Genomic DNA, 15368 nt, shown 5'->3' with positions numbered 1-15368 from the left:
AATTGGTTGGTTATCTTAATTCAGCTCCAAGTTTATTTTCAAAATTAGCTTGTAGCTTATTCATTATTTTATCAATTTGTTTATCTGTTAATGTTTTGTGTTCATCTTGAAATGTAAAACTCACCGCATAACTCTTTTTGTTAGCCGGCAAATTTTTGCCTTCATAAACATCAAAAAGGTTTACATTTTTAAGCAATTGTTTTTCGGTTTGCTTTGCAATGGTATGTATATCTTCAAACGTCACAGTATTGTCAATCAACAGAGCAAAATCTCGACGTACTTCAGGATATTTTGCAATAGTATTAAATTTAATACTATTATGCTGTGCCATATTTAAAACATTATCCCAATTAAAATCAGCATAAAGGACACGTTGAGAAATTCCAAAATGTTTTAATATCGAATTTTTAACCAAACCAAAATCTACCAATTTGTGTTTTCCTATAGATAAACTTAGACCTTCACTAAAAAGATCAGATTTTAGTGGAGATGATTTAATGCGGTTTAACCCTAAGCGTTGCAATACGGTTTCAACGGATCCTTTTAGATAAAAGAAATCACTAGGTGCTAATTGATTATTCCAACGTTCTTCAGTTTTATTTCCTGTTACAAATAAGGATAAATGTTTATGTTCTTCTCTGTTATCTGAATATTGATGATATGTTTTCCCGAATTCAAATAACTTTAAATCACTACGTCGGCGGTTGATATTATGAGCCACCGCTTCTAAACCAGAAAAAAGTAATGATTGACGCATAACACCTAAATCATTGCTTAATGGGTTTAACATCTCAACATTATGGTCTGCATTAAGTTGTTCACTTAACTCCGTATAAGCAGGTGTTGTTAACGAATTAGCCATAATCTCAAAGAAGCCTTGAGCAGCTAATTGATTACCAATGACATTTTGTACTTTAAAATCTTCAAACTTAGACGTATTAGAAATAGAAGCATTTAATTTTTCGGTAATTCCAATATTATTATAGCCGTAAACTCTCAGTATTTCTTCTATAATGTCAGCTTCGCGTTGTACATCGTTCCTGTAAGCAGGCACGGTTAAGCCTAAGCCAGTTTCTGTGACATTATTAACTTTTATGTCTAAAGACGATAAAATACTTTTAATGGTTTCTCTAGGAATTTCTTCGCCAATTAACTTTTTGGCATTATCGAAACTTAAACGTACTTGAAAATCTTCAATTTTATTTGGGTAAGCATCAAAAATATCGCTAGCAATTTCACCACCAGCAATATCGCATAGTAATAATGCAGCATGTCTTAGTGCATATGATGTAATGTTAGGATCTATACCACGTTCAAATCTAAACGAAGCATCTGTATTTAGTCCATGACGTTTAGCTGTTTTACGAACGCTTACAGGATTAAAATACGCACTTTCTAAAAAGATACTTATTGTTGCTTCTGTAACCCCAGAATTTTCACCTCCAAAAACACCTGCAATGCACATTGGTTTTTCAGCATCACAAATCATTAAATCATCTTTATGAAGTGTGCGTTCTACACCATCTAAAGTGGTAAACTTAGTACCGCTTTTCACTGTTTTTACTTCTATAGTATTGCCTGATATTTTATTTGCATCAAATGCATGTAGCGGTTGGCCAAGGTCATGCAATACATAATTAGTGACATCTACAACATTATTGATAGGCGTAAGGCCAATAGCTTTTAAACGGTTTTGCAACCATGTTGGAGAAGCTTCAACTTTTAAATTTACAATAGTAACACCACAATAACGCGGAGCTTTCTCTTTATCTAAAACATCGACATCTATTTTTAATGTTCTACTGTCTACGTGGTAGGCAATTACCGATGGAGTAATTAATTCTAAATTAATTTCTTTCTGTAGTAAACCCGCTTTTAAATCGCGAGCCACACCATAATGACTCATGGCATCTGCTCGATTAGGAGTTAGTCCAATTTCAAAAACAATATCATTTTCAATATTAAAAACTTTAGAGGCAGGAGTGCCCACTTTTAGTTTAGCATCTAATATCATTATGCCATCATGAGATTCGCCTAAACCAAGTTCGTCTTCAGCGCAAATCATTCCATGACTTTCTTCTCCTCTAATCTTTCCTTTTTTAATAGTCCAAGCGTCACCTTCAGCTGTATATAATTCTGTACCAATTGTAGCAATAGGCACTTTTTGCCCAGCCGCAACATTAGGAGCACCACAAACAATTTGCAGAGGTTTATCAGCTCCAATATCTACAGTGGTTAATTTTAAACGATCGGCATTTGGATGTTGCACACAAGTTAATACTTCACCAATAACGATGCCTTTTAATCCACCTTTTACAGACTCAAAAAGTTCAATACCTTCAATCTCTAAACCAAGATCTGTAAGTAGTTCTCCAGTCTTCTCTGCATCCCAATCTATATTGATAAACTGTTTTAACCAGTTGTATGAAATCTTCATAAATACAATACTATTTAAGTTGGCAAAGATAATAATAGTTAAGTCTTAATGAAATTGAGCAATGCTTTTTTATGTAAGGGAAATGTTGTTATTTCGAAGTTCATTAGAAAGTATCTTACCATGAAAAGAATAATAGGAATTTTATGCGTCGTTTTATTATGGTCTTGTGCAGAAGAAAAGAAAACACAAGTTTTAGAAAATGGGACATATCGCGCTGTTTTAATAGTGCAAGACCATAAAGAATTACCTTTTATTTTTCAAGTAGATTCGCCAACCTCATTTACAATGTTTAATGCAGAGGAGGCGATTAAAATTACTGATATTAGTTATAAAAACGATTCTATATATATTAAAAACCCTGTATTTGAAGGTTATATAGCTGCAGTATTTGACGGTAAAAACCTAAAAGGCGAATTTATAAAAGAAAGCTTGGATCGTTACGTACCATTTAATGCTGAGTTTGAAAATAATACACGTTTTACTAATACTTCTAAATCGACTAAAGATGTATCTGGAGTTTGGGAAATGGTTTTTAGCCAAGATATAGAAGGCGATGAATATATTGCTAAAGGTATTTTTAAACAGCATACTTCGGCAAGCTCAGAACAAGCAGATAAAGTCACGGGAACGATTAGAACCACCACAGGAGATTACAGATATCTTGAAGGAGTAGTAGATGGAGACGAATTAAAACTTTCAACGTTTGATGGTGCTCACGCCTTTTTATTTACGGCAAAAGTTACCGACTCTACTTTAGAAGGATCTTTTTATTCTGGCAATCATTGGAAAGAACCTTTTATTGCTAAACGAAATGAAGCTTATGAATTGCCCGATGCCAATACCTTAACTTTTTTAAAAGATGGTTACAAGCGTTTTGAGTTTTCGTTTCCAGATGCTTCTGGCAATATGGTGTCTTTAGACGACGAGCGTTTTAAAGATAAAGTGGTAGTTGTACAAATTATGGGAACATGGTGTCCTAATTGTTTAGAAGAAAGTAAGTATTATACACAGTTTTATGATGCTCATAAGAATGAAGCTATAGAGTTTGTAGCTTTAGCGTTTGAATATGCTAAAACTAAAGAAAAAGCCTTTGCAGGTATAGACCGTTTGCGTACACAATTAGATATTAAATATCCTATTTTATTAGCGCAATATGAAACTGAAGATAAGACTAAGGCTAATGAAAAGCTACCAATGCTAAATCACGTTCTATCTTACCCAACAACCATTTTTATAGATAAAAAAGGCGAAGTGCGTAGAATCCACACAGGATTTAATGGAGCAGCTACAGGTGAAAAGCATACTGAGTTTATGGCAGAATTTGAACGTTTTATAGCTGAGCTGTTAGCAGAATAATGACCTAATCTTCAACTATATTAACTTTTCTGTAATTATAATATAATCTTCTTTAGCATTGCTTATTGTATTATAAATTAAATTCTTCTATTTAAAGTTTAACGCTATTATAACATAGCAAAACATTAGCCATGCTTAAATTGCGTTTTTAAACTAAAAAAAATCAATTAAAATGAAACTTTTTACTAATAAAGCCATATGCGTATTAGCATTGACTGTGGCTTTTTTATTTACAACTGAAATTACGGCACAAGTAACATTACCGGCAACAAGTCAAGAAGCTGAGGTAACGCAACGTGTTGGTATTACTGACATTACAATCCATTATAACAGGCCAGCACAACGCGGAAGAACTATTTGGGGAGGTTTGGTACAATATGGATTTAATGACTTAGGGTTTGGAACATCTAAATCAGCACCATGGAGAGCAGGAGCAGACTACAATACCACTATTGAATTTACACATGATGTTAAACTTGAAGGGCAAGATGTAAAGGCAGGGAAATATGCTTTGTTTTTTGCACCTAATGAAGATGGTAGTGTTGTATTAGTATTATCATCTAATACGACATCTTGGGGAAGTTTTTACTATGACGAAGCAGAAGATGTTCTTAGAGCAACAGTTCAATCTAGAGATGTTGAACAAAGCAGAGAATTGTTAACCTATGAGTTTAATACAGTAGCACCGACAAGTACAACAGCAACTTTACATTGGGGTAAAAAAGAAATACCTTTTAAAATTGATGTTGCAGTTACGGATATTGTTATGGCTGGTATAGAAAATGATCTACGAAACCCTAAAGGCTTTCAACAAAGTACTTGGGACCAGGCCGCAGGATACGCATTTGCATCTGGTAATATGGAAAAGGCCTTAGAATGGACGAATACGTCTATTGAAGGACAGTTTTTTAGCAAGGAAAACTTTGCCAACTTATTACTTAAAGGAAGAATATTAATGCAACAAGGCAAGAAAGATGAAGCAGTAACCTCGTTTGAGAAAGCTGCTTCTTATGCAACAAATAATCAAACGTTTGGATTAGTTAATCAATTAATAGCTGCAGGAGAAAAAGATATAGCTTTATCAATAGCTAAAACGAATCTTAAAAATAATGATGGAGCTTGGCCTTCTAATTATATATTAACAAGAGCATATTCATCTAAAGGTGATTTTAAAAATGCTTTAAAATCTGCAGAAGCATCTTTAGCTGTTGCACCAGGAGGTTTTAAAAACCGTTTAAATGGAGAAATAGAAAAACTTAAAAAAGGAGAAGACATCAACTAGTAAGATTATTCTTAAATATTTTATAAGCCTATGAGATTCTCATAGGCTTTTTTGTATACTTGTGTATACAATATTGCTAATTATTTAACACACAATCAAAAAACAATGAAATTAACCATAAATAATCTAACAAAAACCTATAAAAATGGCGTAAAAGCTATTGATAATTTAAATATAGAAATTGGTACAGGAATGTTTGGTCTTCTTGGTCCTAATGGCGCAGGTAAATCCTCTTTAATGCGAACCATAGCAACATTACAGAGCCCAGATTCTGGTTCTATATTTTTTAATGACATTAATGTATTAGAGGATAAAATGGCTTTAAGAAAAGTGTTAGGCTATTTACCACAATCTTTTGGGGTGTATCCTAAAATGTCTGCAGAAAAATTATTAGATTATTTTGCCACTTTAAAAGGCGTAAAGTCTAAAGAAGATAGAAAGAAATTAATTGATGAAGTTTTAGAAATCACTAATCTTTATGAGGTTCGTAAGAAAAGTGTTTCTGGCTATTCAGGAGGAATGAAACAACGTTTTGGTATAGCACAACTATTGTTGAATAATCCTAAATTAATTATTGTAGATGAACCCACAGCGGGCTTAGATCCTGCAGAACGTCATCGTTTTTTAAATATATTACGAGAAGTAGGAACTAATTGTACAGTTATTTTTTCAACACATATTGTAGAAGATGTTAAAGAACTGTGTAATGAAATGGCCATTTTAAATGGTGGACGTATTTTAAAGCATACCACTCCTATGGATGCTACTAATGAGCTAGAAGGACAAATCTGGACTAAAACCATAGAACGTAGTGAGTTAGACGGTATAGAGGCTAACTATAACTTGTTGTCTTCTAACTATAATCAAGATAATTCTTTAAATGTTAGAGTGTATAGTGCAGAGCAACCATCTGATGACTTTATAACTACAGATCCACAATTAGATGATGTCTATTTCATCGCATTAAAAGAAGATCAAATCGAAACAGTCTAACCATAATCTAATTTTATATGTTTTTAACAATATTTAAATATGAAATGAGGTATTGGTTAAGACGGCCAATATTTTATATATATGCAGCAATATTTTTCATTTTTCCAATATTAATATCTTCTTCTAGTGCTGGATTATTTGATAATATAACAACGACGACAGGGTCAACTAGAATTGCGAATTCTGCAATTGAAATTTTTGAGATGTTCAATGCTATGCTTGTTATTATGCTTATATTATTTCCATCAATAATTGGCGTAGCAATCAATAGGGATTATAAAAGCGAAATGCATACCATTATGTATTCCTATCCATTTACGAAGACGAATTACTTATTTGCAAAATTTTTAAGTGCTTTAGTTATAGTTTCATTTATAATACTATTAATAGGTTTAGGCTTAATTATAGGCTTTCGTTTTCCAGGAACAAATACAGATATTGTTGGGCCATTGCATATTAAAACCTATTTCCATATATATTTTATTTACTTATTGCCTAATGCATTGCTTTTTGGATCTATAGTATTTGCTATGGTAACTTTTACAAGAAGCATTATTGCTGGGTTTTTTACAGTAATAGGGTTGCTGCTAATTTCGGGATTGCTTAATGATATTTTATCTGGCGACGATTATAGAATGTTAGACGCTATATTAAATCCATTTGGTGGCTCTGCTTCAAATTATTACACAAGGTATTGGACTCCCGCTGAACGAAATACATTTTTATTGCCTTTCGGAAAAGTTATACTATATAACCGTTTATTTTGGTTAAGCATTAGCGTAATAATATTCGGATTTGTCTATAAGTATTTTAGGTTCGATCAAAATGCAATTAGTTTTAGTTTCAAGAAGAAAAAAGGAGAACGTGTAACTAAAAACAACTTTGGTGGCTTAACAAAGATTGATTTACCTAAAGTAAGTTTCGATTTTTCATTTTTTCAGAATCTAAAAACAACTTGGAAATTATCTAATGTAGATTTTAAATACATCATTTTAAATCCCATTTTTATATTCATAGTTGTAATTGCAGTTTTCGCTTTATTTTCAGAATTAAGTTTTTCAGGATCATTTTTTGGTACAGATACTTTACCTATGACTTGGAAAATGCTTCAAAGCGAAGACGTTCTTGGGCTTTTTATAGTTATAAGCACATTTCTATATGCAGGTATGCTAGTGCATCGTTCACGTATAGCAAATATGTCACATATTGTAGATGGCACTGCGATACCTAACTGGACGTTGTTTGTGTCAAAATTAATAGCGCTAATAAAAATGCAATTTCTGCTATTAACATTAGTGATGCTCACAGGTGTTATCTATCAAATGTACAGTGGTTTTTATGACTTTGAAATTGGACATTATATGTTTGAGTTATATATTCTAAATTTTATAAACTATTTAATCTGGACATTATTAGCACTATTTATTCAAACCTTAGTCCGTAATGCATATCTAGGATTATTTATAATGTTGGCAATATTTATAGGTATAGATTTCTTAAGTGCTTTAGGTATTGAACAAAATATTTTTAAATATAATAGAGGACCTTTCTATAGCTATTCTGATATGAATGGATATGGACAATCGTTTGGATTGTATTTAATCTATAAATTTTATTGGTTGCTAAATGGCATATTATTTTTAATACTAACAAGGTTGTTATGGGTAAGAGGTATTCCTAGTTCATTTAAAGAACGTTTGCAGATTGCTAAATCTCGAATAACAAAAAATACAGTTTTAGGTTTTTCAGTAGTATTAATCGCTTTTATAGGCTTGGGATATAGAATTTATTATGAAAACAATATAGCTAACCCAAGGAGATCTGCTAAGGAGAATGAGCAATTACGTGTCGATTGGGAGAAAACATATAAAAAGTTTGAAAACGTAGCGCAACCGCGTATCGTAGCAGTTAATGCGAATATGAATATTTTTCCAAATGAATTAAGCTATAATGCAGATGGGAATTTTACTATGGTAAATAAAACTAATGAATCGATTGATAGTTTGTTTGTAAACTATAATACAGAACGAAGTACTATAGATTTTAATAGATCACATCAATTAGTGTCTAAGGATACCGTATTCAATTTTCATATCTACAAATTAGATCAAGAGTTATTACCAGGAGATAGTTTAATAATGTCTTTTACGGCAAAGAGCATGGAAAATACATTTTTTAGAAGATTTTCGCCAGTTGTAAGTAATGGAACATTTATTAATAATGGAGCCTTTCCTTCTTTTGGTTATGGACCAGGAAGAGAGTTAAGAGATAATAAAACAAGAGAAAAATATGATTTACCACCTAATAAATTGCGTCCACATCCATCAGATTCTACAGCTTTAGGAAATACATATATATCTAAAGATGCAGATTGGATAGATTTTGAAACGGTAGTAAGTACTTCTGAAGATCAAATAGCTATAGCTCCTGGCTATTTGCAAAAAGAATGGATTGAAGATGGTAGACGTTATTTTCATTACAAAATGGATAGTAAAATCTTAAACTTTTATGCTTATAACTCCGCAAGGTATGAGGTGAAACGAGAAGAATCAGATGGTATTAATTATGAAATTTACTATCACAAAGCACATGCTTATAATTTAGACCGTATGATGGCAGGCATGAAGGATGCTATAAAATACAGTGAAAATGCATTTAGCGATTATCAACATCGTCAAGCCAGAATTATTGAATTTCCTCGTACAGCAGGCTCTTTTGCACAGTCGTTTCCTAATACCATTCCATTTTCAGAAACTATTGGTTTTATTGCAGATGTGGATGATTCAGAAGAAGGAGGAGTAGACTATCCATATTCTGTAACAGCGCACGAAATTGCGCATCAATGGTGGGCGCATCAAGTCATTGGTGCTGATGTTTTAGGTGCGACAATGCTATCTGAAAGTTTATCAGAGTATGTATCTCTTAAAGTATTAGAAGCTAAACACGGTAGTAATAAAATGCGTGTTTTTTTAAAAGATGCGTTAGATCGTTATTTGCGCAGTAGAACTTTTGAACGTAAACGTGAAAATGCTTTAATGTATAACGATGGTCAAGGTTATATTCGCTACCAAAAAGGATCTTTAATCTTTTATGCATTAAGTGATTATATTGGTGAAGAAAGTTTAAATAATGCGTTGAGTAAATATGTAGAAAAAGTTAAGTTTCAAGAACCACCGTATACGACATCAATTGAAATGGTGGATTATTTAAGAGAAGCGACACCAGATTCATTGCAATATGTTATTAAAGATATGTTTGAAACCGTAACATTATATGATAATGAAGTGGTCAATACAAGCTTTGAAGAAACTGAAGATGGAAAGTATGAAGTTGAAATAGAGTTCTTAGTTAGTAAATATCGTAATAACGATCAAGGAAAGCGTTCTTATTTTGATGAACCTGATAGTTCATTATCATATAAAACCGACGAGATGGAAGAGGCTAAAGAATCATTGCCATTAGTGGATTATATAGATATAGGCGTTTTTTATGAAAATGAAGATGGTAAAAAAGATGTAGCATACCTTAAGAAACACAAAATCACTCAAATTAATAATACGATTAAAATTATTGTAGAAGAGAAGCCTGTTGAGGTTGGTGTCGATCCATTCAATAAGTTAATTGATATTAATTCCGAGGATAATAGAAAAGAACTATAGAGAAAAATAAAGCAAAAAACAGTCAAGAACTTCTTGACTGTTTTTTGTTTGTAACCAATACTCGACCTAGCTTATGTAATTCCATATGTTTTTGTACTTACTCATTTGCCTATAAGTGTCTAAAATAACTTTATGGTCAAGTGAAACAAGTGTAGGATCTAATTTAAGCACAGTTTTGGCATGGTGCCTTGCCAATTTCAAAATATCTTTGTCTTTTACGATATCCGCTATTTTAAGGTTTAAAACACCACTTTGTTGTGTGCCCATAATATCACCTGGCCCACGTAATCTTAAATCGACTTCAGCAATCTCAAAACCATCGTTAGTACGTACCATCGTTTCTAATCGTGTTTTACTATCATTACTCAATTTATGACTCGTCATAAGTATGCAATAACTCTGTTCAGCACCACGACCAACACGTCCGCGTAATTGGTGTAATTGAGATAATCCAAATCGTTCTGCACTTTCTATAATCATTACTGAGGCATTGGGCACATTAACACCAACTTCAATAACGGTTGTAGCGACCATAATTTGTGTTTCACCTTTTATAAAACGCTGCATCTCGTAATCTTTGTCAGCGGGTTTCATTTTTCCATGGACAATAGAAATTTGGTAATCTGGCATAGGAAAGTCTCTAACAATGCTTTCATAGCCATCCATAAGATCTTTATAATCCATAGATTCACTTTCTTGAATTAATGGGTAAACAACATATACTTGTCGACCTAATTTAATTTCATCCCTTATAAATTTAAAGACATTAAGACGATTATTATCATAGCGATGAACTGTTTTTATCGGTTTCCGACCAGCTGGTAATTCATCAATTACGGAGATATCTAAATCGCCATAAACAGACATGGCTAAGGTTCTTGGAATAGGAGTAGCTGTCATAACTAAGATGTGTGGAGGCGTAGCCCCACTAATCTCCCCAGAGGGGAGACTTTTTAATTGGCTCTCAATTTGATTTAATACATTATCAATATTTCCTATTACTTGACTATTTTTAAAACGTATGACATTAAACCCTATTTCATTTAAGATAATAGTTCTTAACTCATCGATTTGTTGTTGTTCTTTAGTATTATGATAATCTCCATCAACTTCTATGATTAGATTTTTCTCTAAACAAATAAAATCTACAATAAATTCATCAATTATATGTTGTCTTCTAAATTTGTAGCCTATTTTTTTAGCCCTTAATACCTCCCATAAAATGCGTTCTGACTCAGTGCTATTTTTTTTATTTTCATGCTGGAATTGTTTCATCAAATTATATGTAGATGGACGCGCTGTCATATATTTTCTGCGAACGGTTTTTGCATCCTCCCTTTGGGAGGATTGAGGTGGGCCTTTCTTCCAAAGTTTACTTCGTTGTGCGACTCCAAAACGGTGCTGCTCATCAATAATTGCAAGCCCTAAATTTTTGAATTTCACCTTATCTTCAAGTAAGGCATGTGTGCCAATTAAGAGTTGTAATTCGCCATTTTCAAGATTTTTATGAATTTCTTTTCGTTCTGAAGCTTTACTTGACCCTGTTAATATTGATATATTGATATTTAGTAATTTACATAACTCATATAATCCATTATAATGTTGAACTGACAAAATTTCAGTTGGCGCCATTAAGCATGCTTGAAAACCGTTGTCAAGCGCCATGAGCATTGACATAAAGGCTACTATGGTCTTTCCTGAACCTACATCTCCTTGTAAAAGGCGATTCATCTGGGCATTACTTCCTAAATCTGTTCTAATTTCTTTTAAAACACGTTTCTGTGCCTTGGTTAATTCAAACGGTAAATGCTCTGAAAAAAAGGTGTTAAAATAGGTGCTTACTTTTTCAAAAGGAAAGCCTTTAATTTTAGATTTATGGATTAAATTTTTCAGAATTAATTGTAATTGTATGTAGAATAATTCTTCAAATTTTAATCGAAATTGTGCGCGTGCTAATAGTTCTGGAGTTTTAGGAAAATGAACATTAAATAACGCTTCAGATTTAGAAATTAGCTTTAATTCGTTTTTTATATTTTCAGAAAGTGTTTCTGTATAGTTGCCCTTAGTTTCAATAAAGAGTTGTTGCATTATTTTAGTAACAACTCGGTTGGTAATTCCTTTATTGTTTAGTTTTTCTGTAGACGGATATATGGCTTGCATTGCAGAACGAAGATTGTTTTCATGTTCACTTTGCAACTCTAATTCTGGATGAGGCATATTGTATTTGCCATTAAACCAGTTGGCACGACCAAAAATAACATACGGTATATTGGTTTTTAGACTTTCTCTAATCCATTTTTGACCTCTAAACCAAACCAGTTCCATAGTGCCTGTATCATCTTTAAATGTTGCAACTAAGCGCTTGCCACGTTTTTGTGCTACTTCTTTAAAACCTGTGATGACACCGATAACTTGAATTTCAGCGTTATTACGTTGTAACTCAGAAATCTTGTAGTATTTAGTTCGGTCTATATAGCGATTTGGAAACAAGTTGATAAGATCTTGGTAGGTGTGGATACCAAGTTCTGAGCGCAACAAATCAGCACGGTTAGGGCCGACACCTTTTAAATAGTCAATAGGAGTTTGTAGGTTTACGCTCATAAAGCGAATTTAATTAATTCCTTTGAAAACAGGAATCTCATTTTGCCATCTATTTTATATTAAGAAGTCGTATTTTGGCGTTATTCTTGTTTTAGTGTAGTTTATGAAATATATCCTTTTCTTTCTAATGTCAGCTTTTGCCTGTTCTGTAAACGGTCAACAGACGGAATTTGTTGATTTTTTAAAGTTGGAAGCAGAAATTAAGTTTTCTACTGATTCGTCTTTAGTTAAAGGGAATTATGCTGTAGATTTTTATGTTAAGACAAAGGTTGACACTATATTTATTGATGCAAAAAATATTACTATAATTACAAACCCTTCTATTTCCTATACTGCTGTCGAACTTAAAAATAAAAAATTAAAAGATATTGATAATAGATGGGATTCCGATATAGAAGTAGGTTTTGAAGATGATAGAATATTTGTAATTTATGATTTTGTTGAAAATCAAGGATACAAAGTTAAGTTTGATTATGTGTCGAATCCTAAAAAAGCACTTTATTTTTTAAAACGAGATAACGATTGGAGTATCTGGACGCAAGGTCAAGGAAAATACACAAGCAATTGGCTGCCAAGTATTGATGATGTTAATGAAAAAATGGAATTTAATATATCGATTACTTACGATATTGATTATGAAGTTATAGCAAATGGAAAGCTTATAGATAAACAAATAAACGATTCAACAATAACATGGCGTTACGATATGGAAAAACCGATGCCTAGTTATTTGGTAGCTTTGGCAATTGGTAAATACAATAAGAGAGTTGAAACTTCAAAAAGTGGTATTCCGCTAGAATTATATTATTACCCAGAAGATTCCTTAAAAGTAGAATCGACATATCGTTACTCAAAACGAATGTTCGATTTTTTAGAAACAGAAATCGGATTTGAGTATCCTTGGCAAAACTACAAACAAGTGCCAGTGCATGATTTTTTGTATGCAGGTATGGAAAACACAAGTCTCACTATTTTTTCTGATGCCTTTGTCGTCGATTCTACAGGTTTTAATGATAAAAACTATGTTAATGTTAATGCACACGAGTTAGCACATCAATGGTTTGGTGATTTGGTAACTGCTAAATCTGGTGAACACCATTGGCTGCAAGAAGGCTTTGCTACCTATTATGCGCTGCTGGCAGAAGGTAATATTTTTGGAGGCGATTATTACTTTTTTGAATTATACAAATCCGCACAAGATTTAGCACGTCAAGATTTGGCAGGGCAAGGCACATCTTTATTGAACCCTAAATCAAGCAGTCTTACGTTTTACCAACGTGGCGCATGGGTTTTGCATGCATTACGAGAAAAGGTTGGAGCAGATATTTATCGGCAAGCAGTAAAGAATTATTTAGAGAAATATCAATTTTCTAATGCAGAGACTAATGATTTTATAAATGAAGTTGCAGTGCTATTTGAAGGCAATTTAGAGAGTTTTGTCAATAAATGGATCATAGCTAAAGAATTTCCGTTTGATGACGCTATTATGCTTTTAAAACAACAATCCGTGTTTATAAATGAATATATTATTATTGATTGCGAAGCAAAAACATCAAAATGCACAGATTATTTGAAGTACTATGCTTCGGATGAAGCTAAAATTAAAGTAATCTCTCAAGCTCCGCAATTAGTAACTAACAACACGTTTAAAAGCACTTTAAAAGTACGCCAAGCCATTGCTCAATATGTTGTTGATATTCCTTTAGATTTAAAGCCTAATTACGAAAGTTTGATTAAGGATGATTCTTATTTAACCAAAGAATATGCGCTCTATAATCTATGGGTTAATTTTCCTGAAGAACGCTCTAAATACCTTAATACATTGAAAGAAGTGTATGGCTTCAGCGACTATAACATAAGATTACTTTGGTTGGTCTTAAATTTAAACACATTAGAGTACCAATCTGATAAAAATGAAGCACTTTATAACGAATTGCTAAGTTATACAGACAAAAAGTATAATGCAGAATTACGTATGAATGCATTTAGGTATTTAAACCTCATAAAGGCATGTAATACAGAATGTCAAAATAATCTCGAAGATGCCAAAACACATCATAATTGGCAATTGGTAAAGTTTTCAAAAGAAATGTTAGAACAACTAAAGGCAAATCAACAATAATGCGAGCATTAGTCATTTCAGGAGGTGGAAGTAAGGGAGCTTTTGCAGGTGGAGTAGCACAATACCTTATGCAAGAAGAAGGTCGTGAATACGATATGTTTTTAGGAACCTCTACAGGAAGTTTATTAGTACCACATTTAGCGGTTAACGATATTTCTAAGCTTTATAATATATTCACCAATGTGCAACAACACGATATTTTTAGTATCAGCCCTTTTGTACAACGCAAAAAAGGTGATCGCGAATATGTCTCTATAGATTTTGTGAATTCACTCTGGCAGTTTATTAGAAAAAAACGAACATTTGGAGAGAGTAAAGCTTTAAAACGTAAGATATGTAAAGACTTTACACGAGAAGAATACGAAAAAATAAAACGAGAAAAACACGATGTAGTTGTTACAGTATCTAACTTGTCGATGAATCGGGTAGAGTATAAGTCTATCAACGATTGCACTTTTGAAGAGTTTTGCGATTGGATTTGGATATCTTGTAATTATATACCATTTATGTCTTTGGCAGAACGCAATGGACATGAGTATGCTGATGGAGGTTTGGGCTGTGTTGTCCCTATTAGAGAAGCTATACAGCGTGGAGCAACAGAAGTAGATGCTATTGTTTTAGAAGCAGAAACAATGGATAAACAACGCATACTGGGTAAGAATCCATTTTCTTTAATGATTAATTTATTTGGACATTTATTAAATCAAGTAGAGAAAAGTGATGTTACTATTGGTAAGCTTGCGGCTAAAACCAAAGATGCAAAATTGAATTTATATTATACACCGACAAGTCTTACAGAAAACTCATTAATATTTAGCAAAAAATTAATGACAAAATGGTGGCAAGATGGTTTTGAATATGCTGCCGAAAAATATAAAAGTCAACTCCCTATGAATGATTTAAAGTAAGGTATTGAGC

Annotated in this window: 8 protein-coding genes; 6 read left to right on the top strand and 2 right to left on the bottom strand. The window is 32.6% G+C overall.

Going from position 1 to position 15368, the window contains the following annotated elements:
* Positions 1 to 10: 10 nt before the first annotated feature.
* Positions 11 to 2437, bottom strand: coding sequence for a phenylalanine--tRNA ligase subunit beta (gene pheT / locus K8Z87_RS06485; RefSeq protein WP_227476670.1), 2427 nt, complete (start codon positions 2435 to 2437; stop codon positions 11 to 13).
* Between the two features lie 120 nt (positions 2438 to 2557).
* Between pheT and K8Z87_RS06480 the strand changes: the two genes are divergently transcribed.
* The 4 genes from K8Z87_RS06480 (at position 2558) to K8Z87_RS06465 (ending at position 9727) form a co-directional block, all read left to right on the top strand.
* Entirely contained in the window at positions 2558 to 3793 is a 1236-nt protein-coding gene (locus K8Z87_RS06480; RefSeq protein WP_227476669.1) for a peroxiredoxin family protein, read from the top strand.
* A gap of 172 nt (positions 3794 to 3965) precedes the next feature.
* Entirely contained in the window at positions 3966 to 5075 is a 1110-nt protein-coding gene (locus tag K8Z87_RS06475; protein ID WP_227476668.1) for a DUF2911 domain-containing protein, read from the top strand.
* Positions 5076 to 5180: 105 nt separating this feature from the next.
* Positions 5181 to 6068, top strand: coding sequence for an ABC transporter ATP-binding protein (locus K8Z87_RS06470; RefSeq protein WP_227476667.1), 888 nt, complete (start codon positions 5181 to 5183; stop codon positions 6066 to 6068).
* 17 nt (positions 6069 to 6085) lie between these two features.
* Complete coding sequence (locus K8Z87_RS06465; protein ID WP_227476666.1) at positions 6086 to 9727, top strand: ABC transporter permease/M1 family aminopeptidase; 3642 nt, start codon at positions 6086 to 6088, stop codon at positions 9725 to 9727.
* 66 nt (positions 9728 to 9793) lie between these two features.
* On the opposite strand, the gene K8Z87_RS06460 is transcribed toward K8Z87_RS06465, so the two are convergent.
* The gene (locus K8Z87_RS06460) at positions 9794 to 12328 is read right to left on the bottom strand and encodes a DUF559 domain-containing protein (protein WP_227476665.1); all 2535 of its coding nucleotides are present in this window, start codon (positions 12326 to 12328) and stop codon (positions 9794 to 9796) included.
* Positions 12329 to 12431: 103 nt separating this feature from the next.
* Between K8Z87_RS06460 and K8Z87_RS06455 the strand changes: the two genes are divergently transcribed.
* Positions 12432 to 14450, top strand: coding sequence for a M1 family metallopeptidase (locus K8Z87_RS06455; protein ID WP_227476664.1), 2019 nt, complete (start codon positions 12432 to 12434; stop codon positions 14448 to 14450).
* Positions 14450 to 15358 (top strand): patatin-like phospholipase family protein, encoded by a 909-nt coding sequence (locus tag K8Z87_RS06450; RefSeq protein ID WP_227476736.1) that lies wholly within the window; start codon positions 14450 to 14452, stop codon positions 15356 to 15358. Before K8Z87_RS06455 ends, K8Z87_RS06450 begins: the two co-directional genes overlap by 1 nt.
* The last annotated feature ends 10 nt before the right edge of the window (positions 15359 to 15368 follow it).

It is taken from the genome of Winogradskyella immobilis, from assembly GCF_021887715.1.
Lineage (GTDB): Bacteria > Bacteroidota > Bacteroidia > Flavobacteriales > Flavobacteriaceae > Winogradskyella > Winogradskyella immobilis.
The sequence above is the reverse complement of the archived record's forward strand: the minus strand, read 5'-3'. Positions and strand labels throughout refer to the sequence as shown.